The following is a 21,993-nucleotide window of genomic DNA, read 5'->3' on the forward strand; positions in this document are numbered from 1 at the left end:
ATACTTATTCTGAATTTTTTATACATTAATGATTTTATTTCAAGAAGTTTATTGTAGACAAATCGAGTACTACCGAAGTGTTTTTCCATAAGGGCTTTTTGTTCMTTATTAGGGTAAATTCTGTATCGGATTCCTCTTTTCATCGGCATTATATATGTTTGGAAACTATATCAATATTAACAGGATAACTATCGGTATGATGTTGGGAAGTTGACGGCTCTCATCCCCTCCCTGTCCCATTCGGGCGAAAGCCCGATGTGCTGAGGAAGGGGGCTTCCCGCCTTATGAGATAAAAATTCAAGAAATAAAAACTAAAAAACAGAGTTAAAAAAACTACGTGTAAAAAATAAATGCTTAAAAAAAGAAGAAAACAAAAATTTTGTTCACTGCTCACTTCAGCAGTTTAATCATTTCCCTTCCAAAAACCAGTTAATAACATACATTATCCAATCTTATATATTATGCGTCATATATTATTTATTGGAGAATATTACGATAGATACGCATAATGTAGTTAACTTTTGTATTGAGAATAATATTTCCGAACATAACCAAGGAATGATTCTTGAGTATCTAAAGGATCTAATCGTAGTGGTTTGAAGGAAGCTACCGTTCGCGACAATGAGCATTTTTTGTGGTTCGTTTTTACATGTAGAACAGCCAGATTGGTATTGAATGATTTTGTGGGTTCTAATCCATTCCTGAACCAAACTTTTTGCATCGGACATTGGATTTCGCTTTTACTTTCTATTAATACAGGAATACTGCAAAAAGGCTGGATATCTCCATAATATCTCTCAAAACTTATTTTTTCAAATCTATTCCGACTCATGAATTCCCAATAAACAATTAATCTATTTTGGAATCTAATTACTGGATAAAAGCAAAAGCAATACATGATTTGAAAAGTTAGAGCAATGTAAATCAAATTAAAGAAAATAAATTAGATTAATAAGGTAAAATATAATATAAATGGAAAGTGTTTATTCCTCTCCCATTTCTTTTCTAAATTCAACGTAGTCTCTCTCGACTTCTTCAAGTTCACATTCCATATTTATCCACTCACTTTATGATTCTTTATGTCGATACCTTATGCAAAAATCATTATTGAATCAAGTCTTGCAGTACCTGCTTTTGTCCAGTAGTTGCAAATGTCACAATACTGGGTCTTGTCAGCTGAGTTCATTTTCAGTTCAGAATTACATTTTGGACATATTTTTAGATGTTTCATGAATAAACCCCATATTTTTTATTTTTAAGCTCAACAATAAATCTTTAGAATACATAATGTAAGAAGAAGCCTAGAGGTGCTGTCTCTAATATATCCCTAATACAGTCTCTTCGAATATTATGCTCCCCATTTAAGCTATTCGAAGAAGGATCAGCAACCCCCAGGAGATTCTTTATTGATGATATCCCAGTTCTGTTCCCCAACTCCAGCACATAGTAATTTCACAAATTATATAAAATAAATTACATCAAAAATTGTTTTCAAGCAAAAAATAATTTGGCGTAAAAAATTTCGAGCCAATTATAGATCTTTTAGATAGGGCTTATGCACTTTAGGAAAAATCAATTACATTTGATGTTTTCTCAGAAATTCGAGCTGGTTTTCCGGCCCTGGTTTTCCGGCCTTTGCATCTAATATGTACCTTCTTTTGAAAACTCGGAGATGACTTTACTTGAAGCTGAAGAATGCTATTACCAGTATGCTTACTAAATGACCTGTGACAGTTTTGTAGGTTGTAAATTTTCTGTTATCGCTTTTGCCAGAATTGTGCATTAATTCCCTGAATATGAATTTATTAAAGCAGTAGAAAGGATTGATTATTGAGATGAGGTAAGATGCATTGGTAACTTACCTATTTCTCGCAAACTTTCCTTTATTACTTTGGGAGTACAGGGAGTCGCGAATACTCCGTCCTTGCAGCTTAGGTCAAATTCCTAACCAAGTACATATCTCCAGAAGCCACGCTAAGCCTCGCAGCCAAGCTTTTAGCCACTTCTAAGTTTAATACTCCCAGCTTCCGGGAAGCCATGTAATTAAGGGATTTTCAACGCTGCATTTTAGCCAGAGGATATAATCCAAGCTCTAGCTTGTGAAATTGAGTTTTCATTATTAAGGTACCCATATCGAAACTGTCTCCTATATATGAGCCACTATCATATAGAAAAATAGTATTCTAATGTATTTTTTACGGATATATTTCTCCAATTATGTACTAGTGTTGTGTCAACAGCAAAATATCGTACAAAATCAATCATAACTATTCTAAACACTAAATCTGCGAGCGTTGACGTAATACTAGCATAAATTACCAAAGTAAGCTTAAAAAATAAAAATTGGTTAAAAAGAGTAAATAGTGTGAAAGTTATTGAGATGAAATCTTCACCTGAAAAACCAAATTCTCACAATGTGAGCGTTCGGACTCTTTATGATACAGAACATGCTCAGGCAGTACATATTGAACTAAAGCCCGGAAAAGCCTTAAAAAAACACGCCACCCCCACTGACGTGTTTTTTTATATTCTTGAAGGGAAAGGAATTGTTGAGATTGGTGATGAACAACAGGAAGTGAGAAGGGACATGTTAATTGAAAGTCCTGCAAAAATTCCTCACCGTCTTCTGAATCCCGGAGATGGAATCTTTCGGGTACTTGTTGTTAAAGTCCCGAGGCAAACTGAATCCACACGCCTACTTTAAAAATCAGAAATAAGTTTATGTGAGAAAGTAATGGAAAAAAGAACGAATCTTATAAAGATAGCAGTTGTCCGCTGTGATATCGTCTCGGAAGCCTGCCCGGGAGTGGGCTGCTTTAAGGCTTTTAACGAGAGAAAGTCACATTTTGAGCCCTACAGTAAAGACACAGAGATGATTGCCTTTTTCACATGCGGAGGCTGTTCAGGCAGGAGGGTATACTGGCTGGTAAATGCCCTCAAAAAGCATGATATGGATGTTGTACACCTCAGTTCCTGCATGCTTATGGAAGACACCTATCCTAAGTGTCCCAATCTGGATAGTATAAAAAAAACAATTCAGGATGCGGGAATAAAAGTTGTGGAAGGAACCCACCACTAAATACTCAGGTCAACAAACAGACAGCAGTAGAAAACACTAAAAACATGATAGATAAAACAAATGGAGGAAAATATGTCTACAGAAGAGAACAAAGCAATAGTTCGACAATTTTTTGAGGAAGGGCCCTCTAAAGGGAATTTAAGCATTACTGACAAGTTACTGTCACCTGATTTCACTCTTCATGTTCCTCTTCCTGTATCTYCAGGAATCAATGGAATAAAAGAAGTAATTACCTCRTGCAGAGCAGCCTTCGAGCATCTCAATGTTACAATMGAAGATATGATTGCCGAAGGAGATAATGTGRCTGCTCGCTTCACAGCCCATGGTATACATAAAGGCGATTTTATGGGTCTGCCGATCACAGGAAAGCCAATAACCATGACTGGTATAGAGATCTTCCGCATTAAGGACGGTAAGATTATCGAGTTGTGGGGTGAGGCTAACCTTCTTGGCCTTATGCAACAGCTAGGCATAAAATAATCTGTATACCGAAGACAAAAATAGAGTCTATAACGGCTCCAAAAAATATAAAATGGTTGCTCTAATGTAATTAATAGGCTTTTAGCTCGTGGTTGCCCTTATTTCAACTCCAAAGCTTGATACTATATAATTAACAAGGCAACCACTTAAATCTCCTTCTTATCCTATCGGACCTTTGTTCCACATACATATAGCTACAACCCACGCTAAGCCATGCAGTCAAGCTTTTAGCCCCTTCCAAGGCATTTAATATGGCAAGCTGAAGACTAATTATAACTATCCCGACTATTACAAAAGACAAAGAATGCATTTTTAAAAACAGGAATAACTGTCCCATAAGTTTTTACGTAAAGGACAGCCAGATTGTTATTAAAGGATTTTGTGGGTTCAAATAATACCCCATACACTATGTTTTGGGATATAAGTAACTCAAAATTTTTGTAGATTGTTTTGTGAGATTTTTGCACAACCTTTTTTAGAAAGCCTCCATCTGAATAACTTAAATATGTAATTTCAATAAAAAATAATTTGGGTATGATTGTAGATAAAATAGGACAACTCAATGCCATCCCACTATTATCTAAGAGCATGTCTTAAAATTCTAATTATCTCGGATCTATAGTTATAACTTTTTTAGAGAATCTCCTAAAAAGGTTGTAGACATAAAACCGTATTTTTATAAAAGCAGAATTGGCTGTCCCAGGGATTAGCGACAGCCATCTTGAAGAGAACTCTACGGGGATGTGTGGCATCATCTTTGAGGTGTTATCTTCCCGCAAGGTGGTTTGATTTGTTTGGTAATTATATGGCAAGCCTGCAACCCAGAAGACAATTTATTAATTTCGTCGGCTCGTATATAAAGGGTGGTGATGTGGTTTTTCACAAAAATAGTGGTGCTGGTCCATATGATGTATTGCTGTTTTCGGGTAAGTTATGGCCAGCGGCGACGTGCTTAAGATCTGGTATCAAAGGCGGGTTCGAATCCAACCCATCGCATTAAATTTATTATTTCTTGTTTTTCACTTCTCAATGTTAAACGTGTTTGATTGAATTGCCTTGTTTTCGAAAAATTCCAGTAATTTACGAGAATTTCGAAAAACCTCTTATTTCAATAAATTGCTTCTATACCTCTTATAAACAATCGACCAAAAATCGGGGTTTCTCGAAATCCTCTTATATTTTTTGTTTGATTACATCATGGTATCTACATTGTGTTGGGCTCGGCTTCTTCACTTTCCATATAATTAAATTCCTCAAGTGTTTTTGTTTCCTTTTGAAGTTTTATTGTGAGTTCATCCTCACTGATACCAAATTTTTTCATCATTTTGCGAATATTTTCTGTAATATAGTTTGTACCCAAGTTACCTTCTAAGAACAGTGATTCATTTATTTTTATCGGAGAGCGTAAATCAGCCTCTAATTCAGAAATATATTTTTTGTTCTTGGCAGTTGTAAAATCGTTATCGTTTATGAACAACTTGAATTTAGAAGGATCTATCATATAAAGTTCTCTTGCTACATACTCGTATAATTTTTTCCAAGATACCACTTTTCGTTCTCTTCCTGAAAAAATAAACGAGCTAATTTTTTCTCCTGTAAAGTTATGTTCATCCGACAACAAGTACACAGGAGAAATATCCATTGAAGAGATGTACTTTGTACAAGGGTACATCCATATTTTCAAAGAAGCATCTTTTAAAATAGTAGCTCTTCTTTTAATTGTTCCTTCATTCCATCGTGGGGTTTTCTTTAAATGTTCATTTAAAAATAGTTTGCTTTTATTGAACCCGTTTTCCATCATCCGTTTTTGGTTAAAATTCTTGTTACTCATCTCCCTGTTGTATGCAGTTAGGGTTATGTTCCCTATGGTATTCAGATAATTTTCGTGAACGCTTCTCCAATTAACACCAAGATCTTTTATCCACTGATCGCTTAGATTCTTAGGCATAATATGTTCAATTGTTAACTCATTGGACATTAAAAGATTTTCAACGTCTATTTTTTCTAGGCTTCCAAAGTTTTCTATTTTTTCAAGAATGTATGAGCAGTTTTTCGAGTTGTAAATATCTTTTGACATGAATTTTTCAGCAAATTCTTTGTCTTCAGGAAATCTTTGACTTCCTTTTTTCTTCCTAAGTAAATATTTTAATATTGCTACATAATTTTCTTTATAATCAGGATGATTCTTGATTTCCCTACCGAGTGTCATATAAATTTTGTTTAAGGCATTTGGAGAAACGTCACAAATAGATCTTCTAAATGAAAACGATTCTACAAGTAGCAGTATTTCTTTTAAATCTTCCTTAGTAATTACACCTTGAGTATAGTCACTATAAATTTCCAGAAAAAAAGGATATGAAACAGTGATATTAAGTTTATTAATTCTTTCTAAAACTTCATTCAAATCTGTATCTGGCTCATTTAGTAACGCAAATCTATTATAATATTTTGAATATTCCAGCAATTCTTTTAATAGATCTTCAGTATTTAACCTATAGTTCCAAGTGTATTTTTTGAAACTAATGTATACACTGTCCTGTTTGGGAATTTTCCTTTCTCGAAATGTTAAATAGTGACGGATAAAATCACTTACTTTATAGTTGGTATTTTTTTCTATTTTGTTCCAATATTTCTCATAATAATTTTTCTGATCCTTGTCAGTTAATCCCATAAGAATGAAATTTCTTACTAAATCTGCTGCTGTTAGACTTAACCCCGTTGAGTTGATACTCTCGAATATTAACTGTGGATTGTCCTCACCCTGTTTCAGTTCTATTTCAACTATAAATAATCTTTTTATTGCATCGAATATATCATCAATTGATTTCTCACATTCTTTCAACTTTGAGCAAAAGTACTTATAATTCTCTGTAATGTGAGAGTTATTAACGAAATAATCTTCATCGTTGTCAAATAAAGTCAAAAATGCCTCATTATCTTCTTTAATTGGCTTTAACCTTATTTTTTTCTCTCTTTCCAAGTATTTATTTACCAAGTAGTCTTCTTTAATTTGCTCTTTTTTAAAAGTAGCTTCAATTTCTCCCTTATCTAACAAATTGTACATTGCTAAAAGGAGCACGGATAAGGTAGTAATCCTCTGTTGGCCATCAATAATTAAGTACTCTCGGCCTGCTTCGTCATAATAATAAATAGAGACAATGCTACCCATGAAGTGATTACGAAAGTTGTTATCAATTATTTCTATAAGATCACAAAACAGTTGTTCACACTGTTCTCTCTTCCAATCGTAATTCCTTTGATATACAGGAATTATAAAATGCTTATCTGATCCTTCCAAAAAGTGTAAAAAAGCTTTCTCATTGGCCTTCATGGGTAATACTCCACCTATTTCCTGATTGGATACTTTACAAGATATTCAATTTCTATCTTTTAAAGGCTTTTATTTCAGTCTAATACCCCGCTAGCTTGCTGCGACGATGGAACACTTCCCCGAGAAACCATCTAGCAGCCTCTTCACAAGGTTAGAATTGGATATTGAATTATTATCATACTTCGGCTCAGGATATCCTAAAAACTGATCGAAGAGTTTCTGATTATGAGAAATTTAATGATTAAATACAAGTGATATTTGAATAGCCTCATTAATATGCACGTCACTTAAAGAATTAGATATTATGGACGAAAACCCTCCTCTACTCCAAAAAGCATTTATCTCAGATGATCCCGAGGTCGAAAAAGATTCTTTTAAAAGAAAACCTTTTGCTCAACAAATATCAAATACTATCATCTCACGAATGGAATCAAGCGGCATAGTTATAGGGATTTATGGTGAATGGGGTGAAGGGAAAACCACAGTACTAAATTTCATTGAAAAAGAATTAAAAAGAAATGAGAACATTATTTGTATTCGATATAACCCGTGGTATTATTCTGATGAAGTAATGTTACTTCAAGATTTTTTCAATGTTCTTGCGGATGACCTTGGAAAAATATCATCTTCTAATAATCTAAAAGCACAAGTCAAACAATATGGGAAACATATTTCTCAATTTGCCACAAGTAAATCTACTACTATAAATCTTGGCCCTATTCAATTTAACCCGTTTTCATCAGACTCTTTTTTGAATTTAACTGAATCAAAGAAAGAGATTCAAGCAATTTTAAAAAGATGTAATGTTAGGATTGTAGTTCTAATGGATGATATAGACAGACTTGATAAAACAGAAATTCAAAGTATCTTCAAGTTAGTTAAATTATCTGCAGATTTTAACTATGTGGATTATGTTTTAGCCTTTGATGAAGAAATGGTTGCATCTGCAATTGCAGAGAAGTATGGTTCTAGTGATACTGAATCAGGTAGAGATTTCCTCGAAAAAGTAATCAACGTTCCCTTACATTTACCACAAGCCGGTGAGATCGCCCTATTCAATTTTTTACGTGAAGGTATTAACACTAACGTTTTGCCAATGATTAAACAGAAACTCAAAGAAGAGGAGTACGAAATATTTTTAGAACAGTTCAGAAAAGGATTACAAGTAAGACTTAAAACTCCTAGAATGGCAAAACGTTACCAAAATGCCCTCATTTTTGCTCTTCCGATGTTAGAAAATGAAGTAAATATTATAGACTTGATGCTTATTGAGGGAGTTAGGGTGTTTTACCCGAAAATGTACAATTTGATAAAAGATAACGCAACTGTATTTCTAAATAGTAATTTATTACTTGAAGAAGAATTAAAGAAATCATTTGGAAAAATAAATATTGAAATCGAAGGTTTACCTTTTCAAGAACAAGATTCAATTCGAGACTTAATAGCATTTTTATTTCCCGGGTCACAACGTTTCTCTAATACTTTGTACTCTTCTTATCCAAATTACAACCAAGAAGTATTATCAAGAAAAAAAAGGATTGCCTCTTTACATTATTTTAATCGTTATTTTTCCTATGCAGTTCCAGCGGGAGATATATCAGATCTTGAGATAGATAGTCTCATTGAAAGTATTAGTAAAACTGAAAACATAGATGACGAAGAAATTAAGGGAGTCTCATCTCAAATTAAAGAGCTTATAAAGGTCAACGGTCCAGGATCTGCGGACTCATTTATCTCAAAAATTTATCGAATACGGAATAAATTAAATCCTCAAACTTCTCATAAACTGGTATTAGCAATATCTAACCTTTCGGTTAATTTCTCGAGAAGTCATCTATATCTTATATCAGACTTATTACAAACGATGCCGCGAGACATTAGGATTGCTTGCTCTAAAAAAATAATAGAGTCAACTAGCTCGATTTGTTTTGGAATAAATATCTATTACGCTGTTGAAAGAAAGGAAATGCAATTTCCATCGGAAGTCATTAACGATTTAAGTAATATTATAATAAATAGAATAAATGATGAAATTACTTCCGAAAGTGAACCAATTTATGTGAGGTATTCTTGTGGCGCTCTCATATTAAGATTTTTGCGAGATTACGGTTGGAAAGAAGACCTAGGTAAATATATAGTAAAAACATTTTCTTGGGATCCCATTTACTCACTCAAATTTTTAAAAAGTTTCCATATGATAGAGCTTTCCACGGTTGGTAAACCCAGAATTTTTGAGAGTGATAATTACGATTCAATAAAAGAACTCATTGATCCAGATATCTTATATAATGCGCTTTATGCTACTTACGCTGACATTTTGGAGGGCTCAAAATTTGAAGATGAAGAAGATGATGAAGATAATGTATTCCTAAAAAGATTTTCACAAATACACCACGGAAGAAAACAGGGAAATATTCAATAATTTCACTATATTAGGCGGGTAGAGATAAATTTGAGATCTAGAAGCCACGTACAAAGGCCAGGGCCATCGCTCGTAGCCAGATGGACCAAATATATTCTGGAAGGTTCCACATTCAGCTGTTTAAATTAGGACAATACCTTATTTTTTGTCTCCTGCTTCTCAAACACTTAACGAATCAACTTTATCATCCCATTTCCGGTATTGCTCAACCCTTAAACAAAAGCCACGTGACAAATGACACTTCCCCGATGAATATGGTCAGGCCAAGCACAATCCGGAAGTTTGTCAGGTTTTGTCATTGTGTTCAAAAGTTATAATTACATTTCCCTTCTTGTGTCCTTTCTCAACATACCTGTGAGCCTCGGCGATCTGTTCCGGCGGATAGCGCCTGTCAATAACCTGTTTTATCTTTCCGGCCTCGGTTAGATCTTTGAGGAAGAGCAGATCTTTCACCTTTTCGCTTGCCGGTCTCAGACCCGTGGCCGCAAACATTGCCTTTTTGCTGCTAAACTTTGAGGTCCATATCGCCTGCAGCATTATTCCCGGCGAAGGGAAAGTGGTAAGATAGACCCCGCCTGGCTTTAGTGCATTTTTACATCGTGAAAATGAGCTCCTAGCCACGACGTCAAAAATGATATCGTAGGTCTGGCTGCTTCTGGTGAAATCCTCTCTGGTGTAATCTATCACCTTATCAGCACCAAGCGATCTGACCAGCTCCAGATTCGCTGTACTGCATACGCCGGTCACTTCCGCCCCATAGTACCTGGCAAGCTGCACCGCAAGAGTGCCTATGGATCCGGAAGCACCATTGATGAGGACTTTCTGCCTGCTCTTAATATTTGCCTTGTCTCGAAGGAAAGGCAGTGCAGTCAGTCCGGCATAGCAGACTGCAACGGCTTCCCCATAGTCCACATTGGCCGGTTTTATTGCCAGCGCCGCTTCCTCGGGCAGGCATTTGTACTCTGCATGAGCACCAAAAGCAGTACCGCCTGATCCGAAAACCTTGTCCCCCTTCTTGAATCCCCTAACGTTTTTGCCTGCAGCCTCAATTTCCCCAGCTATCTCGTCCCCCGGTGTGAATTTCGGCTTAAGGAGGCCGGTGAATAATCTTGAAATGAAGGGGTCACCCTTTCGAAAAGCGACATCTGCCGGAGTTATGGTTGCCGCGTGAACCCTTATCAGCACTTCATTGTCTTTGGGAGCAGGCTTTTCTATCTCTTTGAGCTGAAGAACTTCCGGTGGTCCGTATTTTGTGCATACAACCGCTTTCATGAGTGTTCCTCCACAGTTATGACGACATTTCCTTTCTTGGGTTCCGTTGCAAAAAAATATGAGATCAATATTATGAAATAAATAGGAATTTAAGAGTATATAATATGCCAGTAAATGCCTTTAAATGGAAACACTTTGTAGGAGAAATCATTCTGCAAACAGTAAGATGGTACTTAAAATATCCATTGAGCTATAGAAATTTAAAGGAAATGATGGCAAAAAGAGGAATCAAAGTTGCACTGGTGCACCCCGCTGCAAGCATGGGGTATGTTCATGGCACTGCTCTCATTATACCCGTAATTTTCTTATGGTTCTAAGGAAGCAAGAACTGGATGGAACCAAGCACGTACATATAGTGACAATCCACGCTAAGCCTCGTAGCCAATCGTAAACACTTTTCTAGGACACTTATATCTCCCAAACTATTGGAAGCCAATAAAACGGGTTCAGGATATATTGAATTCGGCACAGTACCAAACATATCCTGAAAGCAACATTTTCTGTTATTCTTTTTCTGAAACATTTTATGCTATGGAACAAACCTTTATTATCAAGGCTCTAGATATTGGTTTACACATAAAACATATAGGTGATAACATAGTTGCATTAGGAATTGCTCATGGGAATAATTTTTTGAAGTTCAGAATATTAGAAGCTCTGATGTGGACAGATGAACCACTGACTACACGCGACCTTGAAGAAATACTAGGCGTTCAGCGTGCTACAATTTCCGCTGCAATGTCGAGGTACCAGAAGATTCACAAAAGAAGTGGTAAGATAATTACGTTACCTTATATTCAACGATTGGAGGCTAAAGGACCTGACGGAGCCTACCGCTACAAGATAACAAAGAAGGGAATAGAGGCATATGTAGCATACCTGCAAAGAATCAGGCGGGGAGTTAGTCTAAATCGGGTGAGTGATGAAATTCAACATATGGAGACCTACTGTAGATATCCACCTCGTAGTAAGCTAAAAACGAGAAGTGATTATAATTTACTCCTTGAACAGCTACTGCCGTATTATTCAATGACGCAAATGGGTAAAGCGTTTGATGAAGAGCATGGGCTCGATAAGGAAACACATATATTACGCATGGAAAACCGTATAAGGCAACTTAGTAGTGAATCTAAATCGGCTTAACTCCAATATTTTATGGTATATACTGTAAGCGATTTCTAGTGAATAATAACATTTTATGGTATAAACCTGTTATTTCGCAAAGACAACTCCGAAATAACACACCTGTTTTTGAAACATTTTATGGTATATATTATGTACTTGCTCAAACTTTTCCTTTTTCTTATTATAATTATATTGCCGAGCCCCGTTTTTGATTAGTTTTGTAGGTGCGGACCTGTCTATTTGACCCGATTTTTGCTACTATATGAGTGTATATAAATAGCTATAAAAGAGGGTAACACTACACCCCAATACCATTTTCTACATATCCCGATGGACAATCTCTTCGACAAGTGTCACGACTGGCGCCACGTCACCTGCTCATTAAATGATATCTGGAAGCTAGCTTACTTAAAAATGTCTTGAAATATTTCATGGCCAACTTTATAAACTAAATTTTATTGTAATAGTGATTTTGCCTACCACCCCCAAAATCCCATACTCCCAAAATAAATTTATTTACAAATGTTTAGTAATTCTAATCATTTCCCTACCAAAAGCGTAAAGATCAGCAGGGCTCCTTGATGATACAAAGTTCCCATCAATAACAACTTCACTATCTTCGTATTGTGCTCCTGCGGCTATAATATCGTCCCTTATTCCTATCCAGCAGGTAGCTTTCCTGCCTTTGATTACGCCTGCCGAAACAAGAACCTGTGGGCCGTGGCAGATTGCAGCAACGGGTTTGTTTTCTTTAAAGAAGTGTTTTGTAATCTCAAGTGCGTCTTTGTCAAGCCTCATTTTTTCGGGCCCTTTTCCTCCGGATATAACAAGGATATCATAATCTGCAGGATTCACATCCTTAAAGGCAATATCAGCATCTATCTGGTACCCATGTTTTCCTGTTATCGGTCCCTTCTTCATAGAGGCCACGTGTGTAGTTATTCCTTCTTCTTTCAAACGGTGGTAAGGATAGAAAAGTTCCGTATCTTCAAAACCATCGGCTCCGAATACAAGTGCTTTCATGATGAAATTCCCCCCGGGTTTTAGTGTTTGGTTTTAATTCTGAGCTTAAATGCAGACAACAGATTATTCCGGAGGCAAATATATCTTGTCTGATTCTGAAAATAAAGCAGGTGAAACCTTCTAGCAGGTGAAATTCACCAGGAGGTCAAATCCTCTTCCTGACCGGCATTAAACTTTTGAAAGAGCCTGTTCGAGGTCTGCAATTATGTCCTCAGGATCCTCAATTCCGATAGACAGTCTCACAAGTCCGTCAGTAATGCCTACCTTTCCTCTTACTTCTTTTGGGACGCAGGCGTGTGTCATAGAAGCAGGGTGCTGGATGAGGGTATCGGTTGCCCCAAGGCTAACTGCAAGAGAACAGAGCTTGACGCTATTCATTAGCCTGCTTCCGGCTTCAACCCCGCCCTTTATTCCGAAAGAGAGCATGCCGCCGTACCCGCTCATCTGTTTTTTTGCGACCTCGTGCTGTGGGTGGCCTGGGAGTCCTGGATATCGTACCCATTCTACTCCGGGATGGGATTCAAGGAAGCTAGCAACCTTCATAGCGTTTTCGGCATGCCTTTCCATCCTGATGTGCAGGGTCTTAAGCCCCCTTATGCAGAGCCAGGCTTCGTGCAAACCCATGACTCCGCCTGTATATCCGACAACTTTTGCCAGACTCTTCATAAAGTCCCTGTTTCCTACAACAACTCCGCCAAGCAGGTCTGCATGTCCGCCTATATATTTTGTACAGCTGCTAAGGGAGATATCCGCCCCGAGGAGAAGCGGTTTCTGAAAATAAGGCGTGGCAAAGGTATTGTCTGCGACGCAGATGGCTCCCTGTGCCCTGGCAAGCCCGGCAATCTCCCTTATATCACACACATTCAGTGTAGGGTTGGCAGGTGTTTCCAGAAAGATCATTTTAGTCTCTGGCTTGATGGTCCTTTTTACATTTTCTATATCGGTTGTATCTACAAAACTGACATTTATCCCTAGCCGGGGAAGAACCTCTGAAAACAGGCTGTAGGTACAGCCATATACCACATCCGTTGAGATCAGGTGATCTCCCTGTTTCAGGGCAGAAAACACAACTGCAGTTATTGCAGCCATACCTGAAGCAAAGGTCTGCCCTGTATCTCCTCCCTCAAGCACAGCAAATTTTTCTGCCAGGACCGCGTGTGTAGGTGTGTTTGGAGGGATACGTGTGTATATATACCCGTCTTCCTCTCCTGCAAACCTGGAAGCCCCCTGCTCAACGCTCTCAAAAATGAAAGTCGAAGTCTGAAATATAGGAGTTGTGTGCGCTCCGAATACCGGATCCGGCTTTTCTCCTGCATGCACGCATTTAGTTGCGAACTTAAGTTCTCTTTCCATATCCCAAAAACCCCCTGCTAAAATTGATGTCCGAAATAGATATCTGTCTTTCCGGTAATTATTTGTTTGGCGGGACGTGCAGGAAAAAGATTTAAGGTCTTTCCGAACTTAATAAAGAAAACTTGCTTTATGCAAAGATGTAAGAAATTTTAAAAATATAACAGGCTATATACGTGAAACTATATGTGAAGTAAAAAGTCGCAATATTACCACGAAGTTACGGATGTTGCGCCAGAAGCAACCTAAAACGTTAAAGGAAGGCCTTCCGTGATAAAATCCATACTTGACAATGACCTTTATAAATTCACCATGCAAATGGCTGTACTGGAATTATTTCCTAAATCAGAAGCAGAATATCGTTTTACTAACCGGGGATCCCAGCGCTTTTCCGAAGAGTTTGTAGAAGAGCTCAGGCGGGTCATAGACGAAGAGATATCCGGATTAATGCTGACAGAAGATGAATATAAATGGCTTGGTGAACACTGTCCTTTTCTGAAACCCATGTACCTTGAATACCTCAAAAATTTCCGCTTCAAGCCAGAAGAGGTACAGGTTTGCCTTGCAGGGGAAAAAGAACTGGATATGAGGATAAAAGGACCATGGCACAGCACAATTCTTTGGGAGATTGTCCTTATGGCTGCGGTTTCCGAGCTCTATTTTACAAATATAGAAAAGGAGTGGAACGGAAACACGAAAAGTCCTGCCACATCCGAGTCCATACTTGCAGCCTATGGAGAAAAAATCCTGGAAATCGGAAAGGCTCTTGAGGAAAATTACTGCCTTTTTGCTGAATTCGGGACCCGCCGACGGAGAAGTTTTGAACTCCAGGACCATGTAATGAAAAGCCTCGTGCAAATAAAAACCCTGACAGGGACAAGCAATGTTTATTTTGCAAAAAAGTACGGCTTAAAACCTATAGGCACGGTAGGGCACGAATGGATTATGGGCACTTCTGCTCTTGTAGGGCTCAGGTACGCTAACCGCTTCGCTTTTGAAAACTGGGTGGAGGTATATAAAGGAGACCTTGGAATTGCTCTTACGGATACATTCGGCTCTGAGGCTTTCTTTAAGGACATGGATCTTAAGCTGTCAAAAATCTACGATGGTGTCAGGCACGACAGCGGAGACCCTTTCATCTTTGTGGATAGGGTTATAGAGCATTACAGGGAAATGGGCATTGACCCCATGAAAAAGGTAATCGTTTTTAGCGATGCCCTCGATGCAGAAGCCGCAATCCGGCTCAAAAAATACTGTGAAGGTAAAATTAACTGCAGCTTCGGGATAGGCACAAGCCTTACTAACAATTCCGAATTTTTCCGGGAAAGTCCTCCTCTGAATATGGTAATAAAACTTCACAGCATTAACGGCATCCCGGTAGTGAAATTGAGTGATTCTCCCGAAAAAGAGACCGGAGAAAAGGATGCTCTTAGAGTAGCAAATTATATCGTCGGAAGAAAAGGACTGGACGAATGAGTTAAAGGAGAAGGAAAAGAAGGGAGAAAAAGAAAGGAGAGGAAAAGAAGGAAAAGAAGGAAAAGAAGGGAGAAAAAGAAAGGAGAGAAAAAGAAGGAAAAGAAGGGAGAAAAAGAAAGGAGAAAGAAGAAAAAATACTGTAAAATAAAAAAAGAAAAAATATTACAGAATAACATAGCGTGAAAAATAAAAACTAAAAAAGAGTGCAGGTTTAAAGGCACCAAAGACAGAATACCCTGTTTCAATAATGAACTATCCTGTTTTGATGTCAGGATATTCTGCTTTAATAATGGAACATAACAGGGTATTTACACCAATGATGTAATATTCCACCTCTCAGGATACCTTCAATACATACCTGTAGACATCAAATCCCTGCTGGTCACTGTCTGCAGAGAGAAGAGGATCTGTTCTGTAAGTTTCCTTGCGGTCATCTTTCAGCCCGGACCGTACGAAGAACACAATCTCCTCAGTTTCGTTATTCGGTATTACTGTCACGTTGAGGGTTTCTTCCTGACCCTCACCCCACTCATACTCAGTAAGTTCTATAAACGGATATTGTGCAGCTATCTCTCCGTCTTTTCCCCGAATAGGATTTCCTTCGGGATAAATATCAACGCTGCTGCCTGTTCCTTCCACTCCTTCGATCTTCTCCTTACCAGGGAAGGAAATTGAGATATTCCCTTCACTTGCGTTCCCTCCTTCGTTAAGTGCTGTTATGGAAATTGTGACATTCCCTTCCTGGGATAATCCTTCGGAAGGATCGACTTTGACACTGGTGATTTTTGGGTAAGGGGAAGTATAAGATGCAGCTACGAGCTTTATAACAACAAGGTCTGAACCATTAACTGTAGCTGTATCCGAACTATTAATTGCATCGATACCCGAACCATTAATGGCATCGGCACCCGAACCATTTATCGAATCCATATTCGAACTATCGATTAAACCAGTATCCACACCATTCGTCAAAACAATGTCCGAGCCATTTGTCGCATCAATATCTGAACCGTTTATGTCTGAACCATCTATGTTTGAACCATCTATGTTTGAACCATCTATGTTTGAACCATCTATGTTTGAACCATTTATGTTTGAATCATTCATGTCTGAACCGTTTATCAGATCAATACTAGAATTATTCTCCCGGTTGTATCCAGCGAAGACTATTTTTGACCCGTCAGGGCTCCACTTAGGGATAGAATCAGGGCTTCCAGTGTTATTTGTAAGTTTGGCTCTATAATTCCCTTCAATATCCCTGAGCCAGATCTCAGGGCTTCCTTCTTCATCTGAAACATATGCTATCCATTTTCCATTAGGACTGAAAGAGGGATTCCATTCGTTGTATGATGTATTTGTTAACCGGGTCTGATTTGTACCGTAAAAATCTATTACCCATAGATCATCTGTCTCTTCCAGATCTTTTGCGCTGTATATCACTCTAAGCCCAAGAGGGCACCAGTCTTTTCCAATCCCCACATTTTCAGAAGTCCCCAGCCTGGTTTTGTTGCTTCCGTCCCGGTCAACTATCCATAATTGAGATGGCGTATCTGCAGATTTCTGAGTATAGGTAATCAATTTTCCAAGGCGGCACCATGCACCCCAGCCTTCGGAGACCTGCGGGTCATTGGCAACAGGGATCACCGTTCCGTTTTCCAGGCTTGCCAGATAAAGATCAAGCTGAGAATCAATTGATTTCATAAGAACCAGATCTCTTCCATCGAGGCTTAAATCGCTGAAGCCAGTAAGATTTCCTTCCCCAATGCCAATTCGTTCTATCTCGCTTCCGTTTGCTTTCATTCGGTATGATTCAAAATTATTAGATTCATTATTAGATTCATTTCTTTTGACAGTGTACAGAATATAATCTCCATCTGCAGTCCAGACAGGAGAGAGCTCCGATTCAGGACTGTCAGTGAGAAAAGTGATTTCTTCCACAAGTTCATCTGAAGAAATAATTTCTCCGTACTCTGCGGTCTTTCCTGCCACAACACAGATTGAACCGGAATCGGAGTCAAAATAATATTTTGAAGCATTTTCTGTTTTGTTTAGTCCCGATCCCTCTGTAAAGTTATCGTATTCGGACAATTCATTTGGCACTGCCTCTATGGGCAGGACAAGAATTACAATGAACAATAACAAACATAAGTCTTTGAGTATGCTTCTCATGAGTCCTCACCGTTAACTTAAAAAAATTAAGTTTATCATTATAAATGATTTATTATATATTGTATCGAAACCTTAGTCCATATTATACCTCGTTAACTGAATTCAGGAAATAAATAACCACAAATTGAAATCCCTGAAAACCGTTGGCTCACTAGCTGATATTATTTTGTAATGCTGGAGAAAAGCATACTCTGGCTTACTCTTTCTGCGCCAGGCATTGTTGTAACCGACCGACCAGATGTAAAAAATATCTTAAACTTAAAATAGTAAACAAAAGTTGAATCTTAATTTTCAAAGATAGTCTTTATGAAATGACAGTTTTCTTGCTATCGTTTTTGGATGGTTGCTCAAAAATCCACAGTTATTATCACAGATGAATCTTCGGAAAATGGAAGTTGGAAGCTTTCAATAAGGGTAGGAGGTCGAAATAGAGGGTTTGCCCGAAAGCAGGAAAAGAAAGGCAGTCCCGGGCAAAGAAGAAAAGATTCGGAAAAGGTTTTTTCGGTTAAAAGACCATTGCATCTTTCGAAGTTTTCTCTCCTGGATGTTTCCTGTCCCATATACTTTATTTATTTTTCTACCTTCTCTGTTTATTCTACTTTAACATTAGTGTTGTTATGCGTTGTATCCCTCAGCCAGGTTGACATTTACGTATACTACGCCTTCATTCGTGTGCTTGTATACATAATCATCCGTAACTTCAAGCAGCCGATCTGCTTCAGCCTGAGAGGTTACTACAGTGCCTGCAGGGATGTATCTGCCGTCAGGGATAGTTACACCAATTGCTGCCGATGTCGGTTCAAGTACGCAGTTGTCTCCTACGTTAGCCTTGAAAACCAGGGCCTGCATACCAATGAATGTGTCATTTCCGACATAAGCCGGTCCGTGGACCTGGGACTGGTGGGCAAGAGAAACCCTTTCTCCGACATAAACTGCATATATTTCGCCGTCAACCTCAACCTGGTTTTTTTCCACAGGCTCGCCTTCCTCATCAATCGTCTCAAGGGCATGGAGCACAACACCGTCCTGGATGTTGCTCTCGTCCCCTACAAAGATCGGCATCCCTTCATCGCTCCGGACCGAAGCCATAGGAGAAACCATTACACTGGCGCCTATTGTCACATCCCCTATTACCGATGCCTGAGGATGTATGTAAGCAGTTGGATCAATGACCGGTTCGGTTGGTTCGGGATTCCAGGGGGTTACAGGGTTTGCCCTGATATTCGAAACCTGATTATCAACCCCTGCTTCTATATTTTTACCTTCTTCTGCTCCTTCGCCCTGCGAGACACACCCGCTTCCCGCAAGGGTAAGTGCCAGGGATAGAAGAAGGACCATAAAGATTCTGTAAAATTTCATAGGAGTCCTCCAGAACAGTGTGAAGATTAGAAATTATATAGGCGTTTCCATTTTTATTTGAAAACAGATAAAAGAATAAAAGTAAATATATTTTATCTGAAGACTGGAAGTGCAGACTTTCCCTACATAGTGTATCAGTAGATCTGATTTATCTGAAAAATCAAGAAATCCAAAAAGCCATATATTTTAAAGATATAGAGAATGTTATGCAGGCTATACTTCAGGTTCCCATGGAGTCAATATATGCCGACATGCCTGTATTTGCAGGGCTTGCAGTCTGGAATTTATTTGTCCTTTTTGTTCTCTCAAAAAAAGTCTATGAATTTGCTCTAAGAAAAGGAAGGTCGATCAATTCTTCAATGTATTTCTCCAGAAAAGCGATTCATTTTTTAGCAGGCGGGTTGACTGCGATGCTGCTTCCGTTTGTTGCTCACGAACCGATCCTGCCGTCATTGATGGCTTTCGGGCTTGCTATTGCTACGTATGTACCGCATAAGCTCAACAGGCGGATGTACTGGTTCCAGGACCCGGAAAACATTTATGATGTAGATTTCACATTGAGCTGGGGGTTAATAGTATTTTTTACCTGGTATATCGACAGGACTTTCTGGCTTGGAGTGATTCCGGTGCTTTTCATGGCGTATGGGGACGGGATTACTGGAATAATAAGGAACCTGAAATATAATAAAAGGACAAAAGCCTGGGAAGGGACTGCAGGTATGCTCGTATTGTGTATAATTATCGGCGCAAAAATGGGGACTGCAGGAATTTTTGCAGGAATAGTATGCTCATTTGTAGAAAGAATAGAAAATGTAGATGATAATATCACAGTGCCTGCAGTTAGCTTATCTATCCTGCTAGGAGCTTACTACTATTTCCCTTCTTTTACCAGTGCACTCTACTGATGTTTTTCAGCATTCCTTATTGACTAAGTATTCCAGAATGTTTTTCTGTTTTTGAAAGCCTGAGCTAAAAGCCTGATGAAAGCCTGAACTAAAAGCCTGTATGTTTTTGAATTATCCAGGACTGATAATCTAAAAGTTCATATATCTTCGAATGTAATATATTAAAAAAATAGAGTGTGTTAGGGGATAAGTTATATAAAAATTAGGGAGACCTGTAAATTTTAATAATTTCGGCCAGGTGTTATGGCTCAGGCTAGATGTTACGAATACATGACTTCAACTCGATGAGGTCTGCCTCCATATAATAATATTGCACAAAAATCATTTTTTTAAGGCTTACAATGTAATATTTTGAAAAACTCTTGAAACTGCTTTGTAATATCGGATTAGTTTTCACATTTATTGGGGATGGAAAGAGATGGATGAGAACACAAAGAGTTTGATAAAGAAACTAGAACGTTCTGTTTTCGCGGGGAACAGGGCAGCTGCTGCAGAAGAACTGGGGAAACTCGGGGACCCTGACACCGTTCCTATTCTGCTTAAAGCACTTGAAGACTCCAGTTCGAAGGTAAAAGCTGCTGCTTCGGAAGCCCTGGGGGAAATTAATGACCCGGATGCAGTACCCGGTCTGACAAAAATGCTTGACGAACCTGAAAATTCTGTCAAAAAGACTGCAATAATCGCTCTCGGAAAAATAGGCACACCAGAGGCAATTTCCGGAATTGTTAAGGGATTCGGTGATTCGGACAAGTTCGTACAGAAAGAATCGGTAAAAACGCTAATGAAAATCGGGTCTCCAGAGGCTGTTTCAGGACTTACGAAAGCTTTTGGTTGTTCGGATAGTCCCCTGAAAAAGATCTCAATAACCGCCCTTGGAAGGATAAATACTTATGAAGCAGCCTGCGGACTTATAAAAGCACTTGAAGACCCGGATAACAGGATAAGACAGCAAGCTGTAGAAACTCTGGGAAAAAGAGCCAAAACCGATATCCTTGCAGATCTGATGAAATTACTTACGGATTCGAGACAGCCAGTACAGGAAGCGGCATCAGAAGCCCTCCGTAAAATAATAGGTGCCTCAGAATCAGTGCCAGTTCTTGTAAAAGCACTGGATGCTTCTGACAGAAACGTCAGAAAGGCCTCAATAGAAGCCCTCTGGAAATTGGGAACACCTGAAGCCGTTTCCGCTCTTTTGAAGGAAATTGATGATGCAGATTGGTATTTGAGAAGCCGGGCTGCGGATGCACTTACGGATATCGCTTCCCCTGAAGCCGCCCTGGGCCTTGTTAAAGCCCTTGATATACATGATAGTCCTGTAAGGAAAACGATAGTAACCGCACTTGGGAAAATAGGGACGACTGAAGCCGTTGAAGGTCTGGTTAAAGCCCTTGATGACAATAACAGTTCGGTCCGGGAGGCTGCAGCTCTGGGGTTAGGAAGGACAGGCAAAACAGAAGCTGTCCCAGGGCTTTTGAAGGCTCTTCACGATACAAAAAGTACTGTACAGGAGGCTGCTGCTGCATCACTTGGAGATATAAAGGCAAAAGAAGCTGTTCCGGAACTGCTGAAAGTCCTTGAAGACCCTGAGGCTTTAATACACAAAGCTGTAATCTCCTCACTCGAGAACATAGGCACGCCCGAAGCGGTTTCAGGCCTTGCAAGAGCACTTGAGAATCCTGACGCTTCCGTAAGAAAAGCCGCATCAAAAGCTCTCGAAAAAATTAATAAATCCGGCACTGCACTGGAAAAGGTGAAAAACCTCGGGTCGTCAAGCTTCGAGATTTCGGAATAAGGTGCCCATTACTCTATACGAGTTACTCTGCCCTGAGGTTACTTCGAACCTGAGATTGGGGGTTAGTTTACCCCCATCAATCAGAGTATATATCTCGCTATCAAGCCAGCTATTTATGCTATTATCTGTGTCATAGTAGACAGTGTAGCCTTTGTCTTTAACATTAGCCAGAGTGAAATCCTAATTAATCAGATTTATCAGATAGGAAGT

At 38.7% G+C, this 21,993-nt stretch carries 16 protein-coding genes and 1 pseudogene; 9 read left to right on the forward strand and 8 right to left on the reverse strand.

Features of this window, described 5'->3' with window-relative positions:
* On the reverse strand, positions 1–149 hold a 149-nt coding region (locus FXV91_RS20100; protein WP_345945542.1), incomplete at its 3' end, for a helix-turn-helix domain-containing protein.
* A 941-nt stretch (positions 150–1,090) separates the two neighbouring features.
* Positions 1,091–1,231, reverse strand: coding sequence for a hypothetical protein (locus FXV91_RS19185; RefSeq protein WP_229392398.1), 141 nt, complete (start codon positions 1,229–1,231; stop codon positions 1,091–1,093).
* A 1,134-nt stretch (positions 1,232–2,365) separates the two neighbouring features.
* Here FXV91_RS19185 and FXV91_RS19190 point away from each other — a divergent pair.
* From FXV91_RS19190 to FXV91_RS19200, 3 genes are all read left to right on the forward strand, one after another.
* Positions 2,366–2,704 carry a cupin domain-containing protein gene (locus FXV91_RS19190; RefSeq protein ID WP_229392399.1) on the forward strand — a complete coding sequence of 113 codons (339 nt, stop codon included), beginning with the start codon at positions 2,366–2,368 and terminating at the stop codon, positions 2,702–2,704.
* 30 nt (positions 2,705–2,734) lie between these two features.
* Positions 2,735–3,079, forward strand: coding sequence for a CGGC domain-containing protein (locus FXV91_RS19195; RefSeq protein ID WP_229392400.1), 345 nt, complete (start codon positions 2,735–2,737; stop codon positions 3,077–3,079).
* Positions 3,080–3,151: 72 nt separating this feature from the next.
* Positions 3,152–3,559, forward strand: a complete 408-nt coding sequence (locus FXV91_RS19200; RefSeq protein WP_229392401.1) for an ester cyclase — start codon at positions 3,152–3,154, stop codon at positions 3,557–3,559.
* Positions 3,560–4,763: 1,204 nt separating this feature from the next.
* Here FXV91_RS19200 and FXV91_RS19205 read toward each other — a convergent pair.
* Entirely contained in the window at positions 4,764–6,890 is a 2,127-nt protein-coding gene (locus FXV91_RS19205; protein ID WP_229392402.1) for a DUF262 domain-containing protein, read from the reverse strand.
* Between the two features lie 304 nt (positions 6,891–7,194).
* On the opposite strand from FXV91_RS19205, the gene FXV91_RS19210 reads away from it, so the two are divergent.
* Positions 7,195–9,312 (forward strand): P-loop NTPase fold protein, encoded by a 2,118-nt coding sequence (locus FXV91_RS19210; protein WP_229392403.1) that lies wholly within the window; start codon positions 7,195–7,197, stop codon positions 9,310–9,312.
* Between the two features lie 285 nt (positions 9,313–9,597).
* Here the strand turns inward: FXV91_RS19210 and FXV91_RS19215 are convergent, their stop codons facing one another.
* On the reverse strand, positions 9,598–10,584 hold the full coding sequence (locus FXV91_RS19215; protein WP_229392404.1) for an NAD(P)-dependent alcohol dehydrogenase: 987 nt from the start codon (positions 10,582–10,584) through the stop codon (positions 9,598–9,600).
* Positions 10,585–10,688: 104 nt separating this feature from the next.
* Here FXV91_RS19215 and FXV91_RS19220 point away from each other — a divergent pair.
* Both FXV91_RS19220 and FXV91_RS19225 read left to right on the forward strand, forming a co-directional pair.
* Positions 10,689–10,820, forward strand: a pseudogene (locus FXV91_RS19220) (IS6 family transposase); the annotation flags it as partial.
* 220 nt (positions 10,821–11,040) lie between these two features.
* Positions 11,041–11,727, forward strand: a complete 687-nt coding sequence (locus tag FXV91_RS19225) for a MarR family transcriptional regulator (protein WP_229392405.1) — start codon at positions 11,041–11,043, stop codon at positions 11,725–11,727.
* Between the two features lie 498 nt (positions 11,728–12,225).
* Here the strand turns inward: FXV91_RS19225 and FXV91_RS19230 are convergent, their stop codons facing one another.
* Both FXV91_RS19230 and FXV91_RS19235 read right to left on the reverse strand, forming a co-directional pair.
* A complete protein-coding gene (locus FXV91_RS19230; RefSeq protein WP_229392406.1) occupies positions 12,226–12,732 on the reverse strand; it encodes a type 1 glutamine amidotransferase domain-containing protein in 507 nt (168 codons plus the stop codon).
* Between the two features lie 168 nt (positions 12,733–12,900).
* Positions 12,901–14,085: a PLP-dependent aspartate aminotransferase family protein gene (locus FXV91_RS19235; RefSeq protein WP_229392407.1), complete on the reverse strand. Its 1,185-nt coding sequence runs from the start codon at positions 14,083–14,085 to the stop codon at positions 12,901–12,903.
* Positions 14,086–14,352: 267 nt separating this feature from the next.
* Here FXV91_RS19235 and pncB point away from each other — a divergent pair, with 267 nt between their 5' ends.
* On the forward strand, positions 14,353–15,558 hold the full coding sequence (gene pncB / locus FXV91_RS19240) for a nicotinate phosphoribosyltransferase (RefSeq protein ID WP_229392408.1): 1,206 nt from the start codon (positions 14,353–14,355) through the stop codon (positions 15,556–15,558).
* 336 nt (positions 15,559–15,894) lie between these two features.
* Here the strand turns inward: pncB and FXV91_RS19245 are convergent, their stop codons facing one another.
* Together FXV91_RS19245 and FXV91_RS19250 are read right to left on the reverse strand one after the other, a co-directional pair.
* Positions 15,895–17,727 carry a hypothetical protein gene (locus FXV91_RS19245; RefSeq protein WP_229392409.1) on the reverse strand — a complete coding sequence of 611 codons (1,833 nt, stop codon included), beginning with the start codon at positions 17,725–17,727 and terminating at the stop codon, positions 15,895–15,897.
* A 615-nt stretch (positions 17,728–18,342) separates the two neighbouring features.
* Positions 18,343–19,086 carry a carbonic anhydrase gene (locus FXV91_RS19250; protein ID WP_229392410.1) on the reverse strand — a complete coding sequence of 248 codons (744 nt, stop codon included), beginning with the start codon at positions 19,084–19,086 and terminating at the stop codon, positions 18,343–18,345.
* Positions 19,087–19,292: 206 nt separating this feature from the next.
* Between FXV91_RS19250 and FXV91_RS19255 the strand changes: the two genes are divergently transcribed.
* Both FXV91_RS19255 and FXV91_RS19260 read left to right on the forward strand, forming a co-directional pair.
* The gene (locus tag FXV91_RS19255) at positions 19,293–19,991 is read left to right on the forward strand and encodes a dolichol kinase (protein ID WP_229392411.1); all 699 of its coding nucleotides are present in this window, start codon (positions 19,293–19,295) and stop codon (positions 19,989–19,991) included.
* 418 nt (positions 19,992–20,409) lie between these two features.
* Complete coding sequence (locus FXV91_RS19260) at positions 20,410–21,783, forward strand: HEAT repeat domain-containing protein (RefSeq protein WP_229392412.1); 1,374 nt, start codon at positions 20,410–20,412, stop codon at positions 21,781–21,783.
* The last annotated feature ends 210 nt before the right edge of the window (positions 21,784–21,993 follow it).

It is taken from the genome of Methanosarcina sp. DH2 (assembly GCF_020804225.1).
Classification (GTDB): Archaea; Halobacteriota; Methanosarcinia; order Methanosarcinales; family Methanosarcinaceae; genus Methanosarcina.